Consider the following 21,022-nt stretch of genomic DNA (forward strand, 5'->3'; position numbering starts at 1 on the left):
AAGATGCTATGCTTTTTTGTTTGTATTGAGGAAGAGTCTTTTTTTATTGAGCGGGAGTTTTTTTCTTTCGTAAGGGAGGGGGCATGCAGAATAGATTAGCAAAAAAAGGCAGAAGAGATTGTAACTCTTCTGCCTTAAACTAATACAATTAAAAATCTGCACTAAAATATCTAATTTGGAATTGATAAATAATATAGTTAAAGGTTTAGCGAAAATCTTTCAGTTCTTCCTGCAGTTTCTGGCGGGTGAAGAAGATACGGCTTTTCACGGTGCCTAGCGGGAGGTTCAGCTTTTCGGCAATTTCGCGGTATTTGAAGCCGGAAACGTGCATAGCGAACGGAACTCTGTATTCTTTAGGGAGTGCATTGACTACCCGGTGCATCTCTTTCAGGTCGTACGTTCTTTCCGTACTTTCAAAACCGGCATCCTGCGGTAAATTCAGATGATAAAGATTATCTGTCTGATCAATGAATGTCTGGTCGCGAACTACTTTACGGTAATTGTTGATGAAGATATTGCGCATAATGGTATACATCCATCCTTTAAAATTTGTGTCGGGCATATATTTGTCCTCGTTATCTAATGCTTTGAGTGATGTCTCCTGCAACAAATCGTTTGCTTCTTCGCGGTCGGTTGTCAGTTTGTATGCGAAACGGAGCAGTTCTTCCTGTACTCCTACTAAATCTTTTCTGAAGCTTAAACTTTTCATATACGTTGCTTTTAAAAAGTGAATATTCGTTTGTTTTTTTCGGTGATGCAAGTTTACGGCATTTTTGAGAATGGAATAGGGGATGAACCGACAAAATTTAGGGGAAAAACTATCAGCGGATAGTTTTTAGGTTATATTTGATAGTTTTTGGGTGTCCTTTTTTCAGGTTGAGAACTTAAATCCTGCATTTTCTGCCAAATTATTGCGATTAATAAAAAAGAACCGTTAATTTTGTGGCATCATTTTTATTTGAAAAGAATGACTGATGACTCTTTATTTTTAATCGATGTCGATAAGATACTTCGGACGAAAGCTCCGAAGCAATATAAGTACATCCCTAAGTTTGTGGTTTCTTATTTGAAGAAAATTGTTCATCAGGACGAGATTAATGTGTTCCTGAATGAATCGAAAGATAAACTGGGAGTGGATTTCCTTGAGGCATGCATGGAGTTCCTTGATGCGAAGGTGGAGGTGAAAGGTCTTGAGAACCTGCCTGTAGACGGTTTGTATACCTTTGTGTCCAATCATCCGCTGGGAGGGCAGGATGGAGTAGCACTCGGCTATGTGCTGGGACGCCATTATAATGGGAAAGTAAAGTATCTGGTGAATGACCTGCTGATGAATTTGCGTGGTTTGGCTCCTCTTTGTGTTCCTATTAATAAGACGGGAAAGCAGGCAAAAGACTTTCCTAAGATGGTGGAAGCCGGATTTCAGTCTGACGACCAGATGATCATGTTTCCTGCGGGGCTTTGCTCGCGGCGTCAGAACGGAGTGATCCGGGATCTGGAATGGAAGAAAACATTCATTATAAAAAGCATACAGGCGAAGCGAGACGTAGTTCCCGTGCATTTTGGCGGCAGAAACTCTGATTTCTTCTACAATCTGGCGAATGTTTGTAAGGCATTGGGTATTAAATTCAATATCGCTATGCTGTATCTGGCGGATGAGATGTTTAAGAACCGTCACAAAACCTTTACTGTCACTTTTGGTAAACCGATTCCCTGGCAGACTTTCGATAAGTCGAAGACTCCTGCTCAGTGGGCGGAGTATGTGAAGGACATTGTATATAAACTGTAACTGATAGAACACTATAACAAGAATATGGAAGAGATTATTAAACCGGTAAGCAAAGAACTGCTGAAAGCAGAGTTGACAGAAGATAGGCGCTTGCGAATGACCAATAAAAGTAATAATCAGATTTATATTATTACCCATCAGAATGCTCCTAATGTGATGCGTGAAATTGGTCGTTTGAGGGAAATTGCCTTTCGTGCTGCGGGTGGAGGAACAGGCATGTCGATGGATATCGACGAATATGATACCATGGAACACCCATATAAGCAGTTGATCGTATGGAATCCGGAAGCGGAAGAAATATTAGGTGGTTACCGGTATTTGCTTGGAACGGATGTGCGCTTTGATGAAGCAGGTGCGCCTATTCTGGCTACTTCTCACATGTTCCATTTCTCGAATGCGTTTATTAAGGAATATCTGCCTCAGACAATTGAACTGGGGCGTTCTTTTGTAACGTTGGAATATCAGTCTACACGTGCCGGCAGTAAGGGCTTATTCGCTTTGGATAATCTGTGGGATGGATTGGGGGCACTGACGGTCGTAATGCCGAATGTGAAGTATTTCTTTGGTAAGGTGACCATGTATCCCAGTTATCATCGCCGTGGACGCGATATGATTCTGTATTTCCTTAAAAAGCATTTTTATGATCGGGAAAAGCTGGTTACACCGATGAAACCGTTGATTTTGGAAACTTCTGATGAGGAATTGAAAGCTTTGTTCTGCAAGGATACCTTTAAAGAAGATTATAAGATATTGAATACGGAGATACGCAAACTGGGGTATAATATACCACCGTTGGTGAATGCCTATATGAGCTTAAGTCCTACTATGCGTATGTTCGGGACAGCTATCAACTATGAATTTGGTGATGTGGAAGAGACTGGTATTCTGATTGCTGTGGATGAAATCCTTGAAGATAAGCGAATCAGACACATCCAGACGTTTATAGAGAGTCATCCGGATGCGCTGAAGATGCCTTGTGAGAGCGAAGGAGTGTTTACTCCTAAGGTTGTTACACCGCAGGAAGGCTGTTGCCATTAATTTTCCGGTAAAGATCGAGCGCAAAGACATCGGTCATTCCAGATATATAATCAAGTACCGCCTGTATTCTTTCGTAGAGTACGGGCGATTTTATGTTATATTGGTCGGAAACGCGGTTGGTTAAAAGTTCGGAGTAGGCTTTCTCTTTTCCGGGTAGGGTGACAGCGTCTACCATTAGTTCCAGTAAGGTGCTGATTATGCGGAAGCCGGCCAGTTCAATGTCCAGGACGTCCTGCGAACGGTATATCCTTTTCAGGGATATTTCCGCACAATGGTTATAGGCGGCTGCCGGATCTTCGGAGATATGTTTGATAAGTGGCCCTTCGAAAGTGCCAGCCAGTATCTCTTGCTCGTGTTCCAGAAAGACACGGGTACACTCACGGACTAATAATCCGATAACGGAAGAACGCAGATAGGCGATCTGTTCATTGGTGTCGTTGACAATTTGGAAGGTGCTTCGAAGGCGTGACCGCCGGTCCTCGGAGAAAAAAGACATCAAAAGTTCCTTTGTTTCATCTGTCGTGAGGATCTTTAACTTGTGGGCGTCTTCGATGTCCATCATTTGATAACAGATGTCGTCTGCGGCTTCCACCAGATATACTAGCGGGTGTCGGGCGTACTTTAACGGATGTTTACTAAGCTGGATAAGGCCCAAGTCTGTCGCGATTTTGCGATAGCTCTCTTCCTCGCTGACAAAGAAGCCGAATTTAGATTTTTTGCCGGCAAGGCTCGATGAAAAGGGGTATTTTACGATGGAAGCAAGTGTTGTATATGTTAATACAAACCCTCCTCTGCGACGTCCTTCAAACTGATGGGTCAGTATGCGGAAAGCGTTCGCATTTCCTTCAAAATGTGTCAAATCTTCCCATTCCATCGGAGAAAGTTGCTCTCCGTCCGGTTGCTTTTCTTGTAGTCTTTGCCCTTTTCCCTCAGAAAAGAAAGTCGAGATAGCCCGTTCGCCGGAATGTCCGAAAGGCGGATTGCCTAGGTCGTGTGCCAGACAAGCAGCCGATACAATGGAGCCGATTTCCGGCAAGAAAGAACTTTCAAGTTCCGGTTGACGCTCTAAAATAGCTTTTGCTACATCATTGCCTAAAGACCGCCCTACGCAGGACACTTCAAGGCTGTGTGTTAGCCGGTTGTGTACGAAAATACTACCGGGTAGCGGGAATACTTGTGTTTTGTTCTGCAGACGGCGGAACGGTGCGGAAAATATGAGCCGGTCATAGTCCCGTTGGAACTCTGAACGGTTCTCTTGCCGTTCTTCGTGGAATTCTTCCATCCCGAAGCGTTTGGCTGATATTAGTTGATTCCAGTTCATCATTTTATTTACTATTTCACAGGTTACAGTTTGCAAATTGGTTGTTACCACATTATTTAACTGCAAACTTAACTAATTTTCAGTTCAAAATGTGTATTTTCGCCCGTTAAATAGTAAACATGCATTTATGAACGTTCAAGTAATCAATAAATCGAAGCATTCGCTTCCGGCTTATGCCACTGAATTATCTGCAGGAATGGATATCCGTGCTAATCTTTCTGAACCTATCACATTGGCGCCATTGCAGCGTTGCCTGGTGCCGACTGGAATCTATATTGCTCTTCCACAAGGATTTGAAGCCCAGATTCGTCCCCGTAGTGGGCTGGCTATCAAAAAAGGCATTACTGTACTCAATTCTCCGGGAACAATTGATGCGGATTATCGCGGAGAAATCTGTATCATTCTGATCAACCTTTCTTCCGAATCTTTTGTGATCGAGGATGGAGAGCGTATTGCCCAGATGGTGATTGCAAAGCATGAGCAAGCGGTATGGCAGGAAGTGGAAGTGCTGGATGAGACAGAGCGCGGAGCAGGGGGCTTCGGGCATACAGGACGAGGATAAGTACCGACGAGGATAAGTACCATAAAAAGAGAAAATGAATAAGAAAAATATTATATGGCTTTTGGTTGCTGTATGGACATTGGTTTCGTGCGGAACGGTGAAAAATGCAAAAGAAAAGCCAGCTGTCGTTTTGGCGCAGTCTTCACTAACGCCCGAACAGCAGCGGAAATATGACTATTTCTTTCTGGAAGCCATGCGCTTGAAAGAGAAGAAAGATTATGCGTCTGCTTTCGGATTGTTGCAGCATTGTCTGGATATTCACCCGAATGCGGCTTCTGCACTTTATGAGGTTTCACAGTATTATATGTTCCTCCGCCAGGTGCCGCAAGGACAGGAGGCGCTGGAAAAAGCGGTGGCAAGTGCTCCGGATAACTATTGGTATAGTCAGGGACTGGCATCGCTGTATCAGCAGCAGAATGAATTGGATAAAGCTATCACTCTGCTGGAACAGATGGCAGTGCGTTTTCCGGGAAAACAGGACCCGCTTTTCAATCTTCTGGACTTGTATGGGAGACAAGAGAAGTATGATGAAGTCATATCTACATTGAACCGTCTTGAAAAGCACATGGGCAAGAATGAACAGTTGTCTATGGAGAAGTTCCGGATCTACCTTCAGATGAAGGATGACAAGAAAGCTTTTCAGGAAATAGAAAGTCTGGTACAGGAATATCCGATGGACATGCGTTATCAGGTAATATTGGGTGACGTATATCTTCAGAATGGTAAGAAGCAGGAAGCTTATGACGTTTATCAGAAGGTGCTGGCTGCAGAACCGGATAATCCGATGGCTATCTTTTCGATGGCTTCTTACTACAAACAGACGGGGCAGGAGGGGCTTTATCAGCAGCAACTGGATACTTTATTGCTGAATAAGAAGGTAACACCTGATACTAAAGTGAACGTCATGCGCCAGATGATTGTGGAAAATGAACAGGCTGATAAAGACAGTACGCAAATCATAGCTCTGTTTGACCGGATCATGAAGCAGGAGCAGGATGATCCACAAATCCCGATGCTTTATGCGCAATATCTGTTGTCGAAGAATATGGAGGCAGAGTCAGTTCCTGTTTTGGAACAAGTGGTTGACTTAGACCCTACTAATAAAGCTGCTCGTATGATGTTGGTTGGAACTGCCGTAAGAAAAGAGGATTACAAGCAGATCATTAAGGTTTGCGAGCCGGGTATTGAAGCGACTCCGGATGCGCTGGAATTTTATTATTATCTGGCCATTGCCTATAATCAGGCAGAACAGCCGGATAGTGTGGTCAGTATTTGTAAGAGAGCATTGGAACATACGACAGCTGACAGCAAGAAGGAGGTCGTCTCAGACTTCTATTCTATTTTGGGTGATATGTATCATACTCAGAAACAGATGAAGGAGGCTTATGCTGCTTATGACTCAGCACTGGTCTACAATCCTTCCAACATTGGTGCGTTGAACAACTATGCTTATTACTTGTCAGTAGAGCGCCGTGATCTGGATAAAGCGGAAGAAATGAGTTACAAGACTGTAAAGGCAGAACCGAATAATGCTACTTATCTGGATACATATGCATGGATTCTTTTTGAAAAGGGAAATTATGCGGAAGCTCGTATTTACATAGATAATGCCATGAAAAGTGATGATGAAAAGAGTGATGTGATCGTAGAACATTGCGGGGATATCTATTATATGACTGGAGATGTGGATGGCGCGCTTTCCTATTGGAAGAAAGCACTGGAGATGGGCAGTGAGTCGAAAACATTGAAACAGAAAATAGAAAAGAAAAAATACATTGCAGAATGAGAAGAATCGCTTATTTTTTGTTGATTGCAGTCGTATTGGCAGGTTGTAAAAGCTCAAAGCATCTGACGACAACGGTGCCGGAAGTGACGGCACCCAGTTATCTGGCTTCCAAACTCCAGCTGACAATTCCAAGTAAGAACGGAAGTATGTCAGTTGGCGGTACCATGAAGATGAAAAGTCATGAACGGGTACAGATCTCCTTGTTGATGCCCATTATCCGTACGGAAGTGGCGCGCATTGAGGTTACTCCCTCCGAACTGTTGTTTGTCGACCGGATGAACAAGCGGTTTGTACGTGCAACCAAGAGTGAGCTGAAAGAAATATTGTCGAAGAACGTAGAATTTTCTCAGTTGGAGAAACTGCTGACGGATGCTTCCCGTCCCGGTGGAAAGACGGAACTATCCGGAAAAGATTTGGGAATCCCCAAATTGGAGAAAGCAAAAGTACAATTATATGAGTTTTCGACCAAAGAAGTGTTGATCACTCCGACCGAACTGACTTCCAGATACCGTCAGGTTTCTTTGGAAGAGCTAATGAAAATGTTGATGACTTTATTATGAAAAAACGCCTCTTTGTAATTCTGATAAGCAGCCTTTGGCTGGCAATTCCGCTTTCTGCCCAATCGAATAAGTTGATTCGTGAGTTGGAGAGTAAGCGCGGTGCGCTGCAGAAGCAGATCGCCGAGACAGAGTCGATTTTGCAGAATACAAAGAAGGATGTAGGCAGTCAGTTGAATGGTCTGGCGGCATTGACGGGACAGATTGAGGAGCGGAAACGTTATATACTTGCCATCAATAATGATGTGGAGAGTATCGAACGTGAGTTAGTATCCCTGAACCGTCAGTTGAATAGTCTTGAAAAGGATCTGAAAGAGAAAAAGAAGAAGTACGAAGCTTCTGTTCAGTATCTCTATAAGAATAAATCAATTGAAGAAAAGCTGATGTTTATTTTCTCTGCCAAGAATTTGGGGCAAACCTACCGTCGTTTACGTTATGTGCGCGAATATGCTACCTATCAGCGTTTGCAGGGAGAGGAAATCTTAAAAAAACAGGAGCAGATACGGAAGAAAAAAGCGGAACGTGAGCAAGTGAAAGCTGCCAAGGAGGGATTGCTGAAAGAACGTGAGAACGAAAAGGCGAAACTCGAGGCTCAGGAGAAAGAGAAGCGTACGCTGGTGGCCAATCTGCAAAAGAAACAGAAAGGGCTGCAGAGTGAGGTGAATAAGAAGAGACGGGAAGCAAATCAACTGAATGCCCGTATCGACCGATTGATCGCAGAAGAAATAGAACGCGCCCGCAAACGTGCTCAGGAAGAGGCTCGCCGAGAAGCGGCAGCCCGTAAGAAGGCAGATGCTAAGGACAAAACTTCCTCCGGAACCGGAACAGTTGCCAGACCGAAGTCGGAACCATTGGATGCTTTTACGATGAGTAAGGCGGATCGTGAGCTGTCCGGTAGCTTTGTTGCTAACCGTGGAAAACTTCCGATGCCCATATCCGGACCTTACATCATAACCAGCCGTTATGGACAGTACGCTGTTGAAGGACTTCGTAATGTGAAGCTGGACAACAAAGGAATTGATATTCAAGGAAAGCCGGGGGCACAGGCTCGTGCCATCTTTGATGGTAAGGTAGCAGCTGTGTTCCAGTTGAACGGACTATTTAATGTTCTGATCCGGCATGGTAATTATATTTCCGTTTACTGTAATCTTTCTTCTGCTTCGGTGAAGTCCGGTGATACAGTGAGTACAAAGCAGGCTATCGGACAGATATTTTCTGATGGCGCAGATAACGGACGAACGGTATTGCATTTCCAGTTGCGCAGAGAGAAAGAAAAATTGAATCCGGAACCTTGGTTGAATCGTTAATCTAAATATAAGACACACTTAGTATGAAGTTAACAAAAATACTGATACTTTTACTGGCCTTTTGGCTCGAACCATTGTCTGCATCTCCCTATTTCTCCTTTAAGAAATATCAGGTGGAAGATGGCTTGTCACATAATACGGTATGGTGTGCTATACAGGATAGCTATGGATTTATCTGGCTGGGCACCAGTGACGGTCTGAACCGCTATGACGGTCGGGGCAACAAAGTTTATCGGAATGTCTTGAACGATAAATTCTCATTGGAGAACAACTTCGTTGAAGCGTTGATTGAGGAAGATCAGAATATATGGGTCGGAACTAACTCCGGACTGTATATTTATGATCGGGCAACGGACCGTTTCTCTTATTTCGATAAGACTACTCAGTACGGTGTATACGTCAGTAGTGAGATCAAGAAGATTATAAAGACAGAGAACGGGCTTCTCTGGATTGCCACGTTAGGACAGGGGCTTTTTATTTATGATCCCAAGACTGAGGTGTTGACTCAGAATAGCATTCAGACTTCTTTTGTCTGGGATGTTTGCCAAAGTTATGATAAGAAGAAAGTATATGCTTCTTCACTTCAGGAAGGGCTACTTTGTTTCGATGAAAACGGTAAATTTCTGCAATCGTATAGAGTTTCATCAGATGTGAATTCTCCGGATAGTTACAAGATCAATTGTGTGTTGGATATCGAGGGAGAAGTATGGTTGGGAGCAGGTAACAATTTGCTAGGGAGGTTGAATCATGAAACCGGAATCATAGAGAATTACATGGCTCCTTCGTTGAATTTCGGTGCGGTTCGCAGCCTCCTCAAATATACCGAGAATGAATTGCTGGTAGGAACCGATAACGGACTCTATCTATTCAATCGTGAGTTGAAAACTTTTCTTCGTGCAGATAATCCGGCTGATCCGAGAAGTTTAAGTGACCAGGCCATCAACGGTATGATGTGGGATGCGGAAGGTGCTCTATGGGTATTGACGAACTTGGGCGGTATCAACTACATGTCTAAACAGACCAAACGTTTTGATTACTATTCCCCCGCTTATCTGTCGGGGATACCGGGAGCGGGAGAGGTGGTCGGACCATTCTGTGAAAATAAGGACGGAAACATCTGGATTGGTACCCAGAGTGGTTTATATTTCTTCAATGCCGTTACACGGGAACTTTCGGAGCATCCTATCGGAGGCGTAAAGGGGCAGAAATACGATATTCGTTCTTTAATGCTAGACGGTGATTGTCTCTGGATTGGTACTTATGCAGAAGGAATACGTGTTCTTAATCTACGTACCGGCTCGATAAAAGAATATACACATTCTCGGGGAATCCCCAATACGATTTGTAGTAATGATGTGTTGTGCATGTATAAGGATCGGAAAGGTGAAATTTTCGTCGGGACAAGCTGGGGCTTATGCCGGTATAATCCGGATGCCGACAATTTTATGACTATCACCAGTATCGGTTCTATGATCTCCGTTGGCGATATATATGAGGATATGTACAATAATCTGTGGATAGCAACTACCAATAGCGGTGTGTTCTCCTACAATACCCTTAGCGGACATTGGAAACATTTCCAGCATGAACGGGAAGATTCGACTACCATTACCAGTAACTCGGTTATCACCGTGTTTGAGGACAATAAAGGGGTGATGTGGTTTGGCACGAATGGGGGAGGATTATGTTCCTTCGACCCTAAAACAGAAGCATTCATCGAATTTGATTCTTCACTTCCCAACAAAGTGATCTACTCCATTGAACAAGATCAGACGGGGGACTTCTGGATATCCAGTAATGCGGGGATTTTTAAGATTAATCCAATATCCAGAGCTCATTTCCGGCAGTTCACGATTAATGATGGCTTGCAGGGAAATCAATTTATGGCACGGTCTTCTTTAAGATCCTCCGAAGGCAAATTGTATTTTGGCGGAATTAATGGTTTTAATGTTTTCCAGCCGGAGCGTTTTGTCGATAACGCCTACATTCCTCCGGTATACGTGACTGATATCCGTCTGTCTTACCTGAATGATGAACAGGAAGTGAAGAAACTGCTTCAACTGGGAAAACCGGTTTATATGGCTGACAAGATAACCTTGTCTTATGAAAATAATAGTTTCACGATTCGTTTTGTGGCACTTAGTTATGAAGACCCGGCAAGAAACAGATATTCTTATATATTGAAAGGAGTCGATAAGGAATGGATTACCAATTCCGAGAACAACTCCGCTTCTTACACCAATCTGCCTCCCGGAGAATACGAGTTTGAAGTGCGCGGCTCTAATAATGATCATCAGTGGAACGAGAAAACCACTACTCTGAAGGTAGTGATTACTCCCCCTTGGTGGCGTAGTTCTTTCGCTTATTTTATTTATATCCTTCTGCTGATGGGGTGGATTGCCTGGATTGCCTGGCGTTGGAATCTCCGTGTCAAGCACAAATACAAACGTCGGATGGAGAAATACCAGATTGCTAAAGAACAGGAAGTTTATAAATCAAAGATCGGCTTTTTTATTAATTTGGTACATGAGATACGTACCCCTCTCAGTCTGATACGTTTACCTCTTGAAAAGTTGCAAGAGATAGAGCATGAAGGAAAAGAAGCGAAATATCTGTCTGTGATAGATAAGAATGTGAATTACCTTTTAGGCATTACGAATCAGCTGCTCGACTTTCAGAAGATGGAAAACGGAGCTTTGCAATTGAATTTGGTAAGCTGTGATATAAAGGAGCTTGTGAATGATATATATAGCCAGTTCACTAGTCCTGCGGAGTTGAAAGGCATTGAATTGGTGTTGACGGTACCCGATCAGGAATTGGTATCGATGGTTGATCGGGAAAAGCTGAGTAAGATCTTGGTGAACCTGATAAGTAATGCTATCAAATATGCCCATGCACGCATTGATTTGAAACTTGTGGCAAATGATGCGGGGTATGAAATATATGTGAGTGATGATGGTCGTGGAGTACCTGACTCGCAGAAAGAGAAAATATTTGAAGCTTTCTATCAGATGCCGGATGACAAGGTAGCCACGGCAACAGGTACTGGTATCGGATTGGCTTTTGCAAAATCTCTGGCAGAGGCTCATCAAGGTAGCCTTCGTCTTGAAGATAACGAACCGCAAGGCTCTTCGTTTGTGTTATCTCTTCCTTTGAACAAGGAGGCGGTAGAAGAAACTACCGACATCGTTGAGGTACATTCTGAAAGTGAGGGGACGACAGAGAATATTTCTTCGGAATTCTCGGGAAAGAAATTCACTGTATTGTTGGTGGAAGACAATGTCGAACTATTGAACCTGACACGCGATTCATTGCTGGCTTGGTTCCGTGTGCTGAAAGCTTCGAATGGACGTGCAGCTCTTGAGATACTTGAACAAGAAAGTGTAGATGTTATAGTCAGTGATGTCATGATGCCGGAAATGAACGGTTTGGAACTCTGTAGTAAAGTAAAATCTGAAATAGATTACTCACATATTCCGGTTATTCTGCTGACGGCAAAAACAACCTTAGAGTCTAAGGTGGAAGGCCTTGAATGTGGAGCCGATGTGTATATAGAGAAGCCATTCTCTATCAAGCAACTGCACAAGCAGATTGAGAACCTGCTCCGGTTGAGGCAGTCTTTCCATAAGTTGATGGCTAGTTTATCCGGAAATGCGACTCAGACTTCAGCAGAGCTTGCGATGTCTCAGAGAGACTGTGAATTTGTTGCTAAGATACAGGAAGTCATTGCCGACCAGCTGGCAGACGAGAACTTCTCCATTGATACTCTTGCAGAGCAAATGAACATGAGCCGTTCTAATTTCTATCGAAAGATAAAGGCATTGTCGGGTATGTCGCCCAATGATTACCTGAAGGCTCTGCGTATGAATAAGGCGGCTGAATTAATCCGGGGAGGTACACGTATTTCTGAGGTTGCGGCACAGGTAGGATTTACTTCCTCCTCCTATTTTGCCAAATGTTTCAAGGTACAATATGGTGTTCTTCCTAAGGAATATATTAGCCAGCTTTTGAATTCAGGAGAATCAGCAGAGATTTCTTCGGATGCTGATCCTAAAGTCTGATTCTGGTCTGTTAATGAAAGATGGGGCAGGACTTGACAAACCGTTTTTTATATTGTATATTTGTAAGTAGCAACAGACTGTAAATTCGATAAGATTGATAATATAGATGGAAAATTAGTATATTTAAGTATAATATAATAACAGATGGCATGCATTTCTGCTTCGGGTAATGCTTGCTGATTGGTCTGCTACAAGCTAAGGGCTGTGATTCTTTATAGGGATTACAGCCCTTTTTGTTGCTAAAAAGTGATATTTATTCCTGTAGGAAAGATATGAATGTTTATAATAAACTTGGATACCGTTTATAATAAACGATGAAAGAATTTATTAATAAACGATTGGATATGAACGCAGCATAGGTTGATATTTTTTAAATAAATACTAGCGCTGACTTCAAAATATTCTTTTTGTCTTTGATGATATAATGTTTTTTATTTACAGAGAATCTTTTCTCTTTTTGTGTCAATTATCTGAACAGATTGTGGCATGACGGAAGAATGATATTCTAAATTCGATTTTTATTTTCGCTTTGTTAACGGTTAATGGAAAAAAAGTCTTTTCTTTGTATCATCTTAAAAATAATGTAACTATGAGAATCTATTTATGCCTGTTATCCTTCTCTGTTCTGTTGAACATTTCTTGTAATTCCAAACATGCCGGGAAGACAGAAGATGCTGAAAAAGATACTTATGTCAATCCATTGTTTACGGAAGGCCCTAATCCAAATGCGATTTACCATGATGGAAAATATTATTATACCCATGAGACCAATGATCAAATATTCTTATGGGTAACTACCGACATTACTGACATGCCCCGCTCCACCTGTAAGGAAGTTTGGGTACCCAAAGATCCTTCAAACTCTTATCATCTCTGGAATCCTGAAATCCGAAATATCGATGGCAAATGGTATATCTATTTTGCGGCTGATGACGGGAATACGGATAATCACCAAATTTATGTGATTGAAAATGACTCTCCTGATCCAATGCAAGGGGAGTTTCGTATGAAAGGAGCGATCATGACCAATCCGGAATGGAATTGGGGGATACATCCTTCCACTTTTGAGCATAAAGGGGAACTTTATCTTCTGTGGTCAGGCTGGCCTAATCGCAGAATTGGCAGTGAAACACAATGCATTTATATAGCCCGAATGGAAAATCCCTGGACATTGGCTACGAAAAGAGTCATGATCTCGCAGCCGGAATATGAATGGGAACGGCAATGGATTAATCCGGATGGCGGACGGACGGCTTATCCGATTTATGTGAATGAAAGCCCTCAGTATTTCCATTCCAAGGATAATCAAACGGTGATTGTATACTATTCAGCCAGTGGTTGTTGGTCTCCCTATTATTGTACCGGAATGTTGACTGCCGATGCGGACAGTGATTTGTTGAACCCTGCTTCTTGGAAGAAAAGTCCTGTTCCTGTATTTCAGCAGAAGCCGGAAGATGGAGTATACGGACCGGCTGGTCTTTCGTTTATACCTTCGCCCGATGGAACAGAATGGTATGTGTTATATCAGGCGAGGAGCATCCCGAGTGGGAATACAGGAGAGTCGGAAACCCGTAATCCACGATTGCAGAAGATAGGATGGGATGCTAACGGAATGCCGGATTTGGGTATTCCTCTTCCTGTGAATACTCCGTTGCCTAAGCCATCCGGTACGGTTACAAATCAATAATTATTGAGGGAAGAAACTCGGCCGTTAGTACTTTGCGTTGTTCTTGATTTGCCACAAATAGACTGGTTGAAAGAACTTCGCCTGTTGTTCCATCGTTTGTTACTACAGCTACTTGTCTGACTCCTTCCAGTGGCTGGCCACTCCAAGGAGAAATAATGTGTTTACGCTCACATGAGTCATTACCGGAAGTGGTCAGGCATTCATTGTTGAGGAGTATAGACTGGTCTTTGTCGCTTTGGACACTATTTGTCTGATTTCTAAAGCCTACTTTCCATCCCATACCGGAAGGATGGTTGCCCAAAGCGAGTATAGAACTGTTTCCTATGCTTATCAAAGCATTTCCTATTCTATGAGTATTTACTATTTCCTTGATTCTGTCCAAAGCATAGCCCTTAAGAAATCCTGATAGATTTATGGCAGTACCTGCTTGGTGGAAGAAGATGCTTGATGCTTCAGGTGATAGATGTATTGAATGTATTGTATCTTGGTTATAGTTCTCCGAATGAATGGTGATGTCGAAACATCCTATTGTTTTTTTATGATATTCTATGCACAGCGCGATCATCGAAAAGAGAGACTGGCTTATCACAACGGGAGTTGTAGAAGCTGCCTGATTGACTAAAGCCAGTTCACTTGAAGGATCATAATAATTGGCTGTTCTTTCCAGTTGGCAGAGCGTGTCGTATATATGATTGACTGCAGACATTAATTCTTTCTCCGATTTCTGACAACTGAGTATGATATCTACGCGTGTATGCATGGATGAGAACCAGGCATAGAGAAGCCCGTCGTTGTCATGTGTCTTATATATATGCTGAATGGTATGCTGCATTTATTCTTTATTGATATATTAATAAGATGAGGTTGTGCCAACGTTTTGACACAACCTCTCATTTATCATATATAGAATTTATTCTATTTAAGTCTGAATACTTCCGAATATATTCCTTGATCAGAGCCTTGGGGCCATAGACAAATACGTCCAAATAATGTCCCCCTTTTTAAAGCTGTTTGAAACATACTATTATTACTATAGTCTCTAGTGGCAAAAGTATATATTTTACCAGTTTCATCGTATTGTATAAGATCCTCTGTTTCGTCATAACGATCTACATTATGTTCAGCATCACTCAAAAATTGTGTGGTACTTAATAACATGATCATACGGTCAATACCAGTACCTGCTATTTTATTTACTTTAAATGAAGCATTAACCTTATTACCATTTAGAGTCATTTTAGCATCTTCTACTAAATAATAAGGAGTCACTTCAACATCTTGTGTAGCAAGTCCATTCAGCTTTATTTCAATAGTGTCACGACCTTTATCGCTCCAAGGACCATTACCAGCCTTGGTAATCAGTTGATATTCCCCATCAAAAATACAAATGGAGAACTCTCCATTCTGGTTTACAAAAACTTCTACGGGGTCATGCTTTTGATAGCCGCGCTGATATAACTGCAGTTTGACGGCTTCATTGCCACGTAATTGTAAAGCCTCTCCTTTATAAACCACACGCCCTTTTATAAAAGAAGTTGGTTCATCATAATTATCTTTTGTACAGCTCATTAATGAGAAAGCCGACAAGATGACCATTGAAAATATTTTCGATATTGTTTTCATCTTCATTTTTTCTTTTTAAGTTACTGATAAGGATTTTTCACTAACTTCGGATTATTATTAATCCAACCATTATCAATTTCTGAATAATATTGTGCGTCTGTACATTTTAACGGGCGACGCCATAAATCCAATTTTTGCATATCTTTTTCAATGAATACCCATTTCCCATCATTAGGATCACCTGAAGCAACCACCTTAAATGGCCATAATCCTAGGCGTTGTGAAGTTCTTGCTGTTGGTTCACCAGTCCATATTTTACTCGCTTCCATCCAGCGCTTCAAGTCCCACCAGCGATTACCTTCAAATGCAAATTCTACCCGATATTCATGCATGATTTTTTTATGATCAATCGTGTTTAATGGAAGAATTCCAGCCCGACTACGCACAGCATTAATATATTTCAGTGCTTCTGTATCAGTATTATTTCGTGATAGCTCCCAGCTAGCTTCAGCAGCAATCATATAAGCCTCTGCAATACGGAAATAAACATTCCACATTTCAGAACCACGTCCGATAGTACCTGCAGAAGGGGTAGCATCCAGATATTTGCGTACATAGAAACCAGTACGATTTATTTCGCGGTCATTACCACCAAAAGGCCCATTATTTGCTGTGATTAACTTCCCTTCTTCGTCATAAGAATTACGGGCTCCAGTGACTTCAGACCATGAACCATTTTCTTTTCGTAGCTGTCCTGCTTGTAATTCGATGACCTTACTGTCAAAAGTAGCTCCGGGCACAATAATGGAGCCCATCAATCGAGGGTCACGCTCCATGAATAGCTCAGTTGGTTCGGTAAAGAATTCCGGATTTTCAGGGGTGCCAATTTCAAATGGTACACTTGTTCCTTTTTGCTCTTCCGTAGCGTCAAGCGGCTCGAAGGCCTCAACTAGATTTAGTAAAACAGATAAACGGTCACTTCCTGTATCCTGCTCTATACTTTTGGGTAAGTTTCCTTTTGTAAACTGATGCGTTTGTCCTGGAGAAACATAATCACGGCACCAAATGACTTCCGTATTGCCATCTTTTTGACATACAGCTTTATAAAAATTGTCTGCATATGCTTTGTGAGTCTGTTCTGATGCTAACATTAGTTTGTAAGGTCCATTCTCTATGACATCCTTTGCTGCTGCTAGTGCTGTTTTGTAATATTCTTGAGCTTTGGAAGGAGGTATCCCCACTTCTCCGCCATTTGTGCGCAATTGCGGATGTGCTTCAGCAGTATTATAGGTCGCTAATGAAGCTGCAGTCAAAGCTGCACGTGCCTCCAGCATTTTCGCTACCCAGTAATTAGCGCGTGCGGAGTTTTTATTAGTATCCTTTGTTAACATTTTAGCCGCTTCCTGACATTCTGAAATAACATAATCGTATAAATCGGCTTCAGTAGAACGAGGTACCTGTAGAGTTGTGATATCCATACCTGGAGTATAATTGAATATCTCATCATTTATTATAGGTACACCACCCAAAGTACGTCCCATACAGAAATAAAGCCATGCACGGATATAACGTACTTCACCTATATAAGCTGTTTTCGTGGCCTCATCTACGGCGTCTGAAGGTTTAATGCCTTCTAGGAACTGATTAAGATCATGTACTAGGGTATAATCATACGTACGCCATTTGTTTCTGTCAATATTCTCGTCACTATTTGTGTCGAAATGAATTACTTCATCCAGCATCGTCCATTGATCCCAGTCATCAATGCGTTGTCCTATTGTGACACGTCCATAAAAATTAGCCAATACTGATTTAACCAATGTAGGGTCACCAAAAGTCTGATCTTGGGTTAATAATGTATCAGGCTTTGTATCCAAGAATCCACTACAACTACCTAATGATAACATTGTAGCAGTCATTATTGTATATAAATATTTTTTCATTGTTTATTAAAATTTTAGGTTTACGCCAATATTTATTACTCGCATCGGAGGATAATCCAAACCATTGTCAGATGCACATTCCGGATCCATGACAGAAAGGTTTGATAGAGTCAGTAAGTTTGTACCTGAAACGAACAGTCTTAAATTACTAATGCCAGTCTTGTTTAGCCATGTTTTGGGGAATGTGTAACCAACTTCCAGATTACGTAACTTTAGATAAGTTACATTATGTAACCAATATGAACTTTTATCATAAGCACTAGTTTCATCAGTATTTAGACGAATCATCGGATATTTACCCGGAATTAAGGGGCTGTTAGCATCCCATATATCAGATAAATGCCATGCGTCTTTCAACACTTCATCAGGGCTGTTTCCATCATTCTGAAACGGACGGGCTGTCTCATAACACTGATTCCATGATGTCATACCAGAGCCAGTCCAATCCATAGCCAAATCAAATCCTTTCCATGATGCGGAAAGATTAATTCCAAAATTAAGAGTAGGAGTACTATCTACACGATATCCAATAGGACGTTCATCTAAATAATTGATTACACCATCATTGTTTTGATCCTTATACATAATATCCCCTGGAACTACCGTACGATTACCTTTTCTGTCATTATCAATTGGATAATTAGCAATTTGTTCCCAGTTTTGAAAACGACCGATAGCTTCGTATCCCCAGTTTACGTATCCTACACGGTGCCAAATGCTGTTACGATATTCATCCCATGAATTACTGAAACGTGGCTTATACTGTTCCCAATCCCAGAATCTGGAATAGGTTATATTGCCACCAATGCTATAATTGAAGTCATTGATATGGTCAGTCCACGTAATTGAGGCATCAAAACCTTTATGCATATCTGATTTCAGATTCTCCTTTGGTAGACTAAAACCTGCTTCATTCGGTATTAATACATCATAACGGGCTTCAGGAATTCCATCACGTACACGACGAAAATAATCAAATTGAACATTCAAACGGTTATTGAGAAAACCTAAATCTACGCCAATGTCTAGAATCTTCGCTGTCATCCAGGATAGTGTCTGGTTAGGTAGTCCGCGAGTAGAGGTTCCTACTACCCAATTCCCATCAATTACAGCACCACCACTGTTGTAATTATAACCAGGTAGGTAATCAAAAGCAGAATAGTCAGAAACGGCATCATCACCAACTTCTCCATATGAACCACGTAGTTTAAAGTTAGTAACGATTTCACCAAGTTTGCTTTCTTTCCAAAAATTTTCTTCAGAAATACGCCAACCCAATGACGCTGATGGGAAGAATCCCCAACGATTGTCTGGGCGAAATTTCCATGAACCATCCCAACGAGCTATTAATTCAATTAAGTATTTGTCAGCATAGCTATAATTGATACGTCCCAAATAACCCATACGAGCCTCTGTTCTATTTCCATCGTCATTAAACTCTTGAATTTCTTTCAGACGAATCAAATCCATTGCATTAGAAACCGGTGTAGAATGAATCCACATTTTAGGGCGTTTACGTTGACTTGCCTCAAATCCAGCTACGGCAACGACTGCATGTTTCCCGAATTTACGATCAAAATTTAACTGGAAGTTTGAAAATTGATCCTCTACCTTCTCACGATTACGTTCACGATAAGGGTTTGACATACGATTGGTTACATAGTAGCTGTCTGTTTGTTCATTATAGCCATATAATTCATAGGTGAACTCTTGGTTATCCAGTTCGTTGTATGCATAATAGTACCCCAACATTCCTTTGAATTTTAATCCTTTCAGAATTTCATATTCAGCAGTACCGTTCATTTGAATTACACGCCATACGTCCGAGACCTTTCCTGTTGTTTCGTAATTTAAAATTGCAAAATTAGTTTCCGGTTGATCAGATACCAACTGCGGATAATTGGGATTATCATTGGCAAATGGACGTTTGGTTGGTTGATTTTTCATTGTTGCGAAACGAGGTAGCCATGTATCATCACCTCCCGGTACTCCAGGATGACGACGATCCTCAATGCGTCCATTCATGCTTGCACCTACTTTAAGACGTTCATTTACATTCATTTCAATATTCATTTGCACATTCGTACGACGAAATCCGCCATAATTGCGAATAGTTGCATCTTGATTAATGTGGGATACTGCTACATAATAATTTGCTTTATCTGTACCTCCAGAGAAATTCGTATTGATATAATATTGCGGAGCACTTACCCAGATATAATCTTCCCAGTCCCATCCTTGATATTTAGCGTCTGTACCACTCATCCATTTTTCATATTCTTCTTTACTATAACGACGAGAATCATCATTACGCCCAGAAAATGTTTCTGCAGTTACATATGCATGAACATAATCTTTTACATTAGCGGGGCTAACATATTTGGAGTTTTTTTGCCAGCCATAATAGGCGTTAACAGAAACTGTATTTTTAGAATTACGGCTACCTTTCTTTGTAGTAACAACTACTACTCCATTCGCAGCACGTACACCATACAAAGCAGCTGATGCATCTTTTAATACAGATATAGACTCGATATCGTTAAAATCCATCTGACTAAACTGCCCTGTATCCGAAATAACGCCATCAATTACAAATAACGGAGTACCCATATTACGAATTTGCAAAGCTGTTTCAGCCCCAGGGCGTCCATCTTGTTGACGAGTATTTACACCTGCAATTTTACCAACTAAAGCTCCACCTGCAGTAACAGCAGAAGAACGGGCAATTTCTTCGGATTTAATAGAAGACACAGCCCCTGTCAACGTTGCTTTCTTTTGTGACATACCGAAACCTGTAATGACTACTTCATCTAAAACTTGCGTATCTTCCTGTAAGGTCACAGTAATTTGTCTCGACTCTCCTACAGCAACATTTTGTGTTTGATAACCGATAAAAGAAATCTCCAATCTTGTTTTAGGAGCAACATTTAGAGAAAATTCACCATTTATATCAGTGATTGTGCCGGTAGTTCCCCCTACTTCTTTTACATTGACTCCAATTAATGGTTCACCATTGGCATCAATAACAGTGCCTTTTACAATACGTTGTTGTTGGGTAGAGTTCACTATTAATGTATTTTCATCTATTATACTAGTGGCGTGAATATAACTACTAGGCAATAATGAAAATGCAGTCAGACAGAGTGGAATGCACCACATCTTGTTATGGCTTAAAAACCAAAACATTTGTTCTTTTCTTTTCATAGCAAATAAATTTTGTCACCGATATTATACATCTTATAATTAGTATAATACGGATGAGTGTTTAAAATATATTGAATAATTTCACTTTTATTGGATTAGCTCATCACTTGTTCAACATTTTCTCCATTAGTATCTTCATCCAATGTCCTCCGATTACCGAACGAGCCTTAAACCCAGTCATCTGATTAGTTTTTGTATCATACCAGT

General features: G+C 41.4%; 14 protein-coding genes. 8 read left to right on the plus strand and 6 right to left on the minus strand.

Translation table 11 applies throughout. The features are described from left to right. Positions 1–205: 205 nt before the first annotated feature. Positions 206–709 (minus strand): RNA polymerase sigma factor, encoded by a 504-nt coding sequence (locus HMPREF2794_RS16145; protein ID WP_010536190.1) that lies wholly within the window; start codon positions 707–709, stop codon positions 206–208. Between the two features lie 258 nt (positions 710–967). Here HMPREF2794_RS16145 and HMPREF2794_RS16150 point away from each other — a divergent pair, with 258 nt between their 5' ends. Next, entirely contained in the window at positions 968–1,786 is an 819-nt protein-coding gene (locus tag HMPREF2794_RS16150) for a lyso-glycine lipid O-acyltransferase GlsA (protein WP_010536191.1), read from the plus strand. Between the two features lie 24 nt (positions 1,787–1,810). Further along, positions 1,811–2,824: a glycine N(alpha)-acyltransferase GlsB gene (locus HMPREF2794_RS16155; protein ID WP_010536192.1), complete on the plus strand. Its 1,014-nt coding sequence runs from the start codon at positions 1,811–1,813 to the stop codon at positions 2,822–2,824. On the opposite strand, the gene HMPREF2794_RS16160 is transcribed toward HMPREF2794_RS16155, so the two are convergent. Then, positions 2,796–4,148: a deoxyguanosinetriphosphate triphosphohydrolase gene (locus tag HMPREF2794_RS16160; RefSeq protein WP_055269350.1), complete on the minus strand. Its 1,353-nt coding sequence runs from the start codon at positions 4,146–4,148 to the stop codon at positions 2,796–2,798. The two genes, HMPREF2794_RS16155 and HMPREF2794_RS16160, sit on opposite strands and share 29 nt — an antisense overlap. 124 nt (positions 4,149–4,272) lie before the next feature. On the opposite strand from HMPREF2794_RS16160, the gene dut reads away from it, so the two are divergent. The 6 genes from dut to HMPREF2794_RS16190 all read left to right on the plus strand — a co-directional run bounded on the left by dut (position 4,273) and on the right by HMPREF2794_RS16190 (position 14,105). Next, positions 4,273–4,707: a dUTP diphosphatase gene (dut, locus tag HMPREF2794_RS16165; RefSeq protein WP_010536194.1), complete on the plus strand. Its 435-nt coding sequence runs from the start codon at positions 4,273–4,275 to the stop codon at positions 4,705–4,707. 34 nt (positions 4,708–4,741) lie between these two features. Then, positions 4,742–6,493 carry a tetratricopeptide repeat protein gene (locus HMPREF2794_RS16170; RefSeq protein WP_022301417.1) on the plus strand — a complete coding sequence of 584 codons (1,752 nt, stop codon included), beginning with the start codon at positions 4,742–4,744 and terminating at the stop codon, positions 6,491–6,493. Beyond that, complete coding sequence (locus HMPREF2794_RS16175) at positions 6,490–7,053, plus strand: lipoprotein insertase outer membrane protein LolB1 (protein ID WP_022301416.1); 564 nt, start codon at positions 6,490–6,492, stop codon at positions 7,051–7,053. Before HMPREF2794_RS16170 ends, HMPREF2794_RS16175 begins: the two co-directional genes overlap by 4 nt. After that, positions 7,050–8,357, plus strand: a complete 1,308-nt coding sequence (locus tag HMPREF2794_RS16180; protein WP_010536197.1) for a murein hydrolase activator EnvC family protein — start codon at positions 7,050–7,052, stop codon at positions 8,355–8,357. The genes HMPREF2794_RS16175 and HMPREF2794_RS16180 overlap by 4 nt, the downstream gene beginning before the upstream one ends. A 23-nt stretch (positions 8,358–8,380) precedes the next feature. Next, on the plus strand, positions 8,381–12,418 hold the full coding sequence (locus HMPREF2794_RS16185) for a hybrid sensor histidine kinase/response regulator transcription factor (RefSeq protein ID WP_070751929.1): 4,038 nt from the start codon (positions 8,381–8,383) through the stop codon (positions 12,416–12,418). Between the two features lie 589 nt (positions 12,419–13,007). Continuing rightward, entirely contained in the window at positions 13,008–14,105 is a 1,098-nt protein-coding gene (locus HMPREF2794_RS16190; protein WP_010536199.1) for a glycoside hydrolase family 43 protein, read from the plus strand. On the opposite strand, the gene HMPREF2794_RS16195 is transcribed toward HMPREF2794_RS16190, so the two are convergent. The 4 genes from HMPREF2794_RS16195 to HMPREF2794_RS16210 all read right to left on the minus strand — a co-directional run bounded on the left by HMPREF2794_RS16195 (position 14,092) and on the right by HMPREF2794_RS16210 (position 20,815). Further along, a complete protein-coding gene (locus HMPREF2794_RS16195) occupies positions 14,092–14,937 on the minus strand; it encodes an FAD:protein FMN transferase (RefSeq protein WP_010536200.1) in 846 nt (281 codons plus the stop codon). The two genes, HMPREF2794_RS16190 and HMPREF2794_RS16195, sit on opposite strands and share 14 nt — an antisense overlap. Before the next feature lie 83 nt (positions 14,938–15,020). Beyond that, a complete protein-coding gene (locus tag HMPREF2794_RS16200; protein WP_022301413.1) occupies positions 15,021–15,728 on the minus strand; it encodes a DUF3823 domain-containing protein in 708 nt (235 codons plus the stop codon). Between the two features lie 20 nt (positions 15,729–15,748). Further along, the gene (locus tag HMPREF2794_RS16205; RefSeq protein ID WP_055269354.1) at positions 15,749–17,611 is read right to left on the minus strand and encodes a RagB/SusD family nutrient uptake outer membrane protein; all 1,863 of its coding nucleotides are present in this window, start codon (positions 17,609–17,611) and stop codon (positions 15,749–15,751) included. Between the two features lie 6 nt (positions 17,612–17,617). Further along, positions 17,618–20,815 carry a SusC/RagA family TonB-linked outer membrane protein gene (locus tag HMPREF2794_RS16210; RefSeq protein WP_029425216.1) on the minus strand — a complete coding sequence of 1,066 codons (3,198 nt, stop codon included), beginning with the start codon at positions 20,813–20,815 and terminating at the stop codon, positions 17,618–17,620. Positions 20,816–21,022: the final 207 nt, after the last annotated feature.

This window comes from Bacteroides sp. HMSC067B03 (genome assembly GCF_001811315.1).
GTDB lineage: Bacteria > Bacteroidota > Bacteroidia > Bacteroidales > Bacteroidaceae > Bacteroides > Bacteroides faecis.

Bases quoted from the DNA above. Each gene is read 5' to 3' on its own strand.
- HMPREF2794_RS16145 (WP_010536190.1), bottom strand. From the start codon at position 709: ATGAAAAGTTTAAGCTTCAGAAAAGATTTAGTAGGAGTACAGGAAGAA.
- HMPREF2794_RS16150 (WP_010536191.1), top strand. From the start codon at position 968: ATGACTGATGACTCTTTATTTTTAATCGATGTCGATAAGATACTTCGG.
- HMPREF2794_RS16155 (WP_010536192.1), top strand. From the start codon at position 1,811: ATGGAAGAGATTATTAAACCGGTAAGCAAAGAACTGCTGAAAGCAGAG.
- HMPREF2794_RS16160 (WP_055269350.1), bottom strand. From the start codon at position 4,148: ATGATGAACTGGAATCAACTAATATCAGCCAAACGCTTCGGGATGGAA.
- dut (WP_010536194.1), top strand. From the start codon at position 4,273: ATGAACGTTCAAGTAATCAATAAATCGAAGCATTCGCTTCCGGCTTAT.
- HMPREF2794_RS16170 (WP_022301417.1), top strand. From the start codon at position 4,742: ATGAATAAGAAAAATATTATATGGCTTTTGGTTGCTGTATGGACATTG.
- HMPREF2794_RS16175 (WP_022301416.1), top strand. From the start codon at position 6,490: ATGAGAAGAATCGCTTATTTTTTGTTGATTGCAGTCGTATTGGCAGGT.
- HMPREF2794_RS16180 (WP_010536197.1), top strand. From the start codon at position 7,050: ATGAAAAAACGCCTCTTTGTAATTCTGATAAGCAGCCTTTGGCTGGCA.
- HMPREF2794_RS16185 (WP_070751929.1), top strand. From the start codon at position 8,381: ATGAAGTTAACAAAAATACTGATACTTTTACTGGCCTTTTGGCTCGAA.
- HMPREF2794_RS16190 (WP_010536199.1), top strand. From the start codon at position 13,008: ATGAGAATCTATTTATGCCTGTTATCCTTCTCTGTTCTGTTGAACATT.
- HMPREF2794_RS16195 (WP_010536200.1), bottom strand. From the start codon at position 14,937: ATGCAGCATACCATTCAGCATATATATAAGACACATGACAACGACGGG.
- HMPREF2794_RS16200 (WP_022301413.1), bottom strand. From the start codon at position 15,728: ATGAAAACAATATCGAAAATATTTTCAATGGTCATCTTGTCGGCTTTC.
- HMPREF2794_RS16205 (WP_055269354.1), bottom strand. From the start codon at position 17,611: ATGAAAAAATATTTATATACAATAATGACTGCTACAATGTTATCATTA.
- HMPREF2794_RS16210 (WP_029425216.1), bottom strand. From the start codon at position 20,815: ATGAAAAGAAAAGAACAAATGTTTTGGTTTTTAAGCCATAACAAGATG.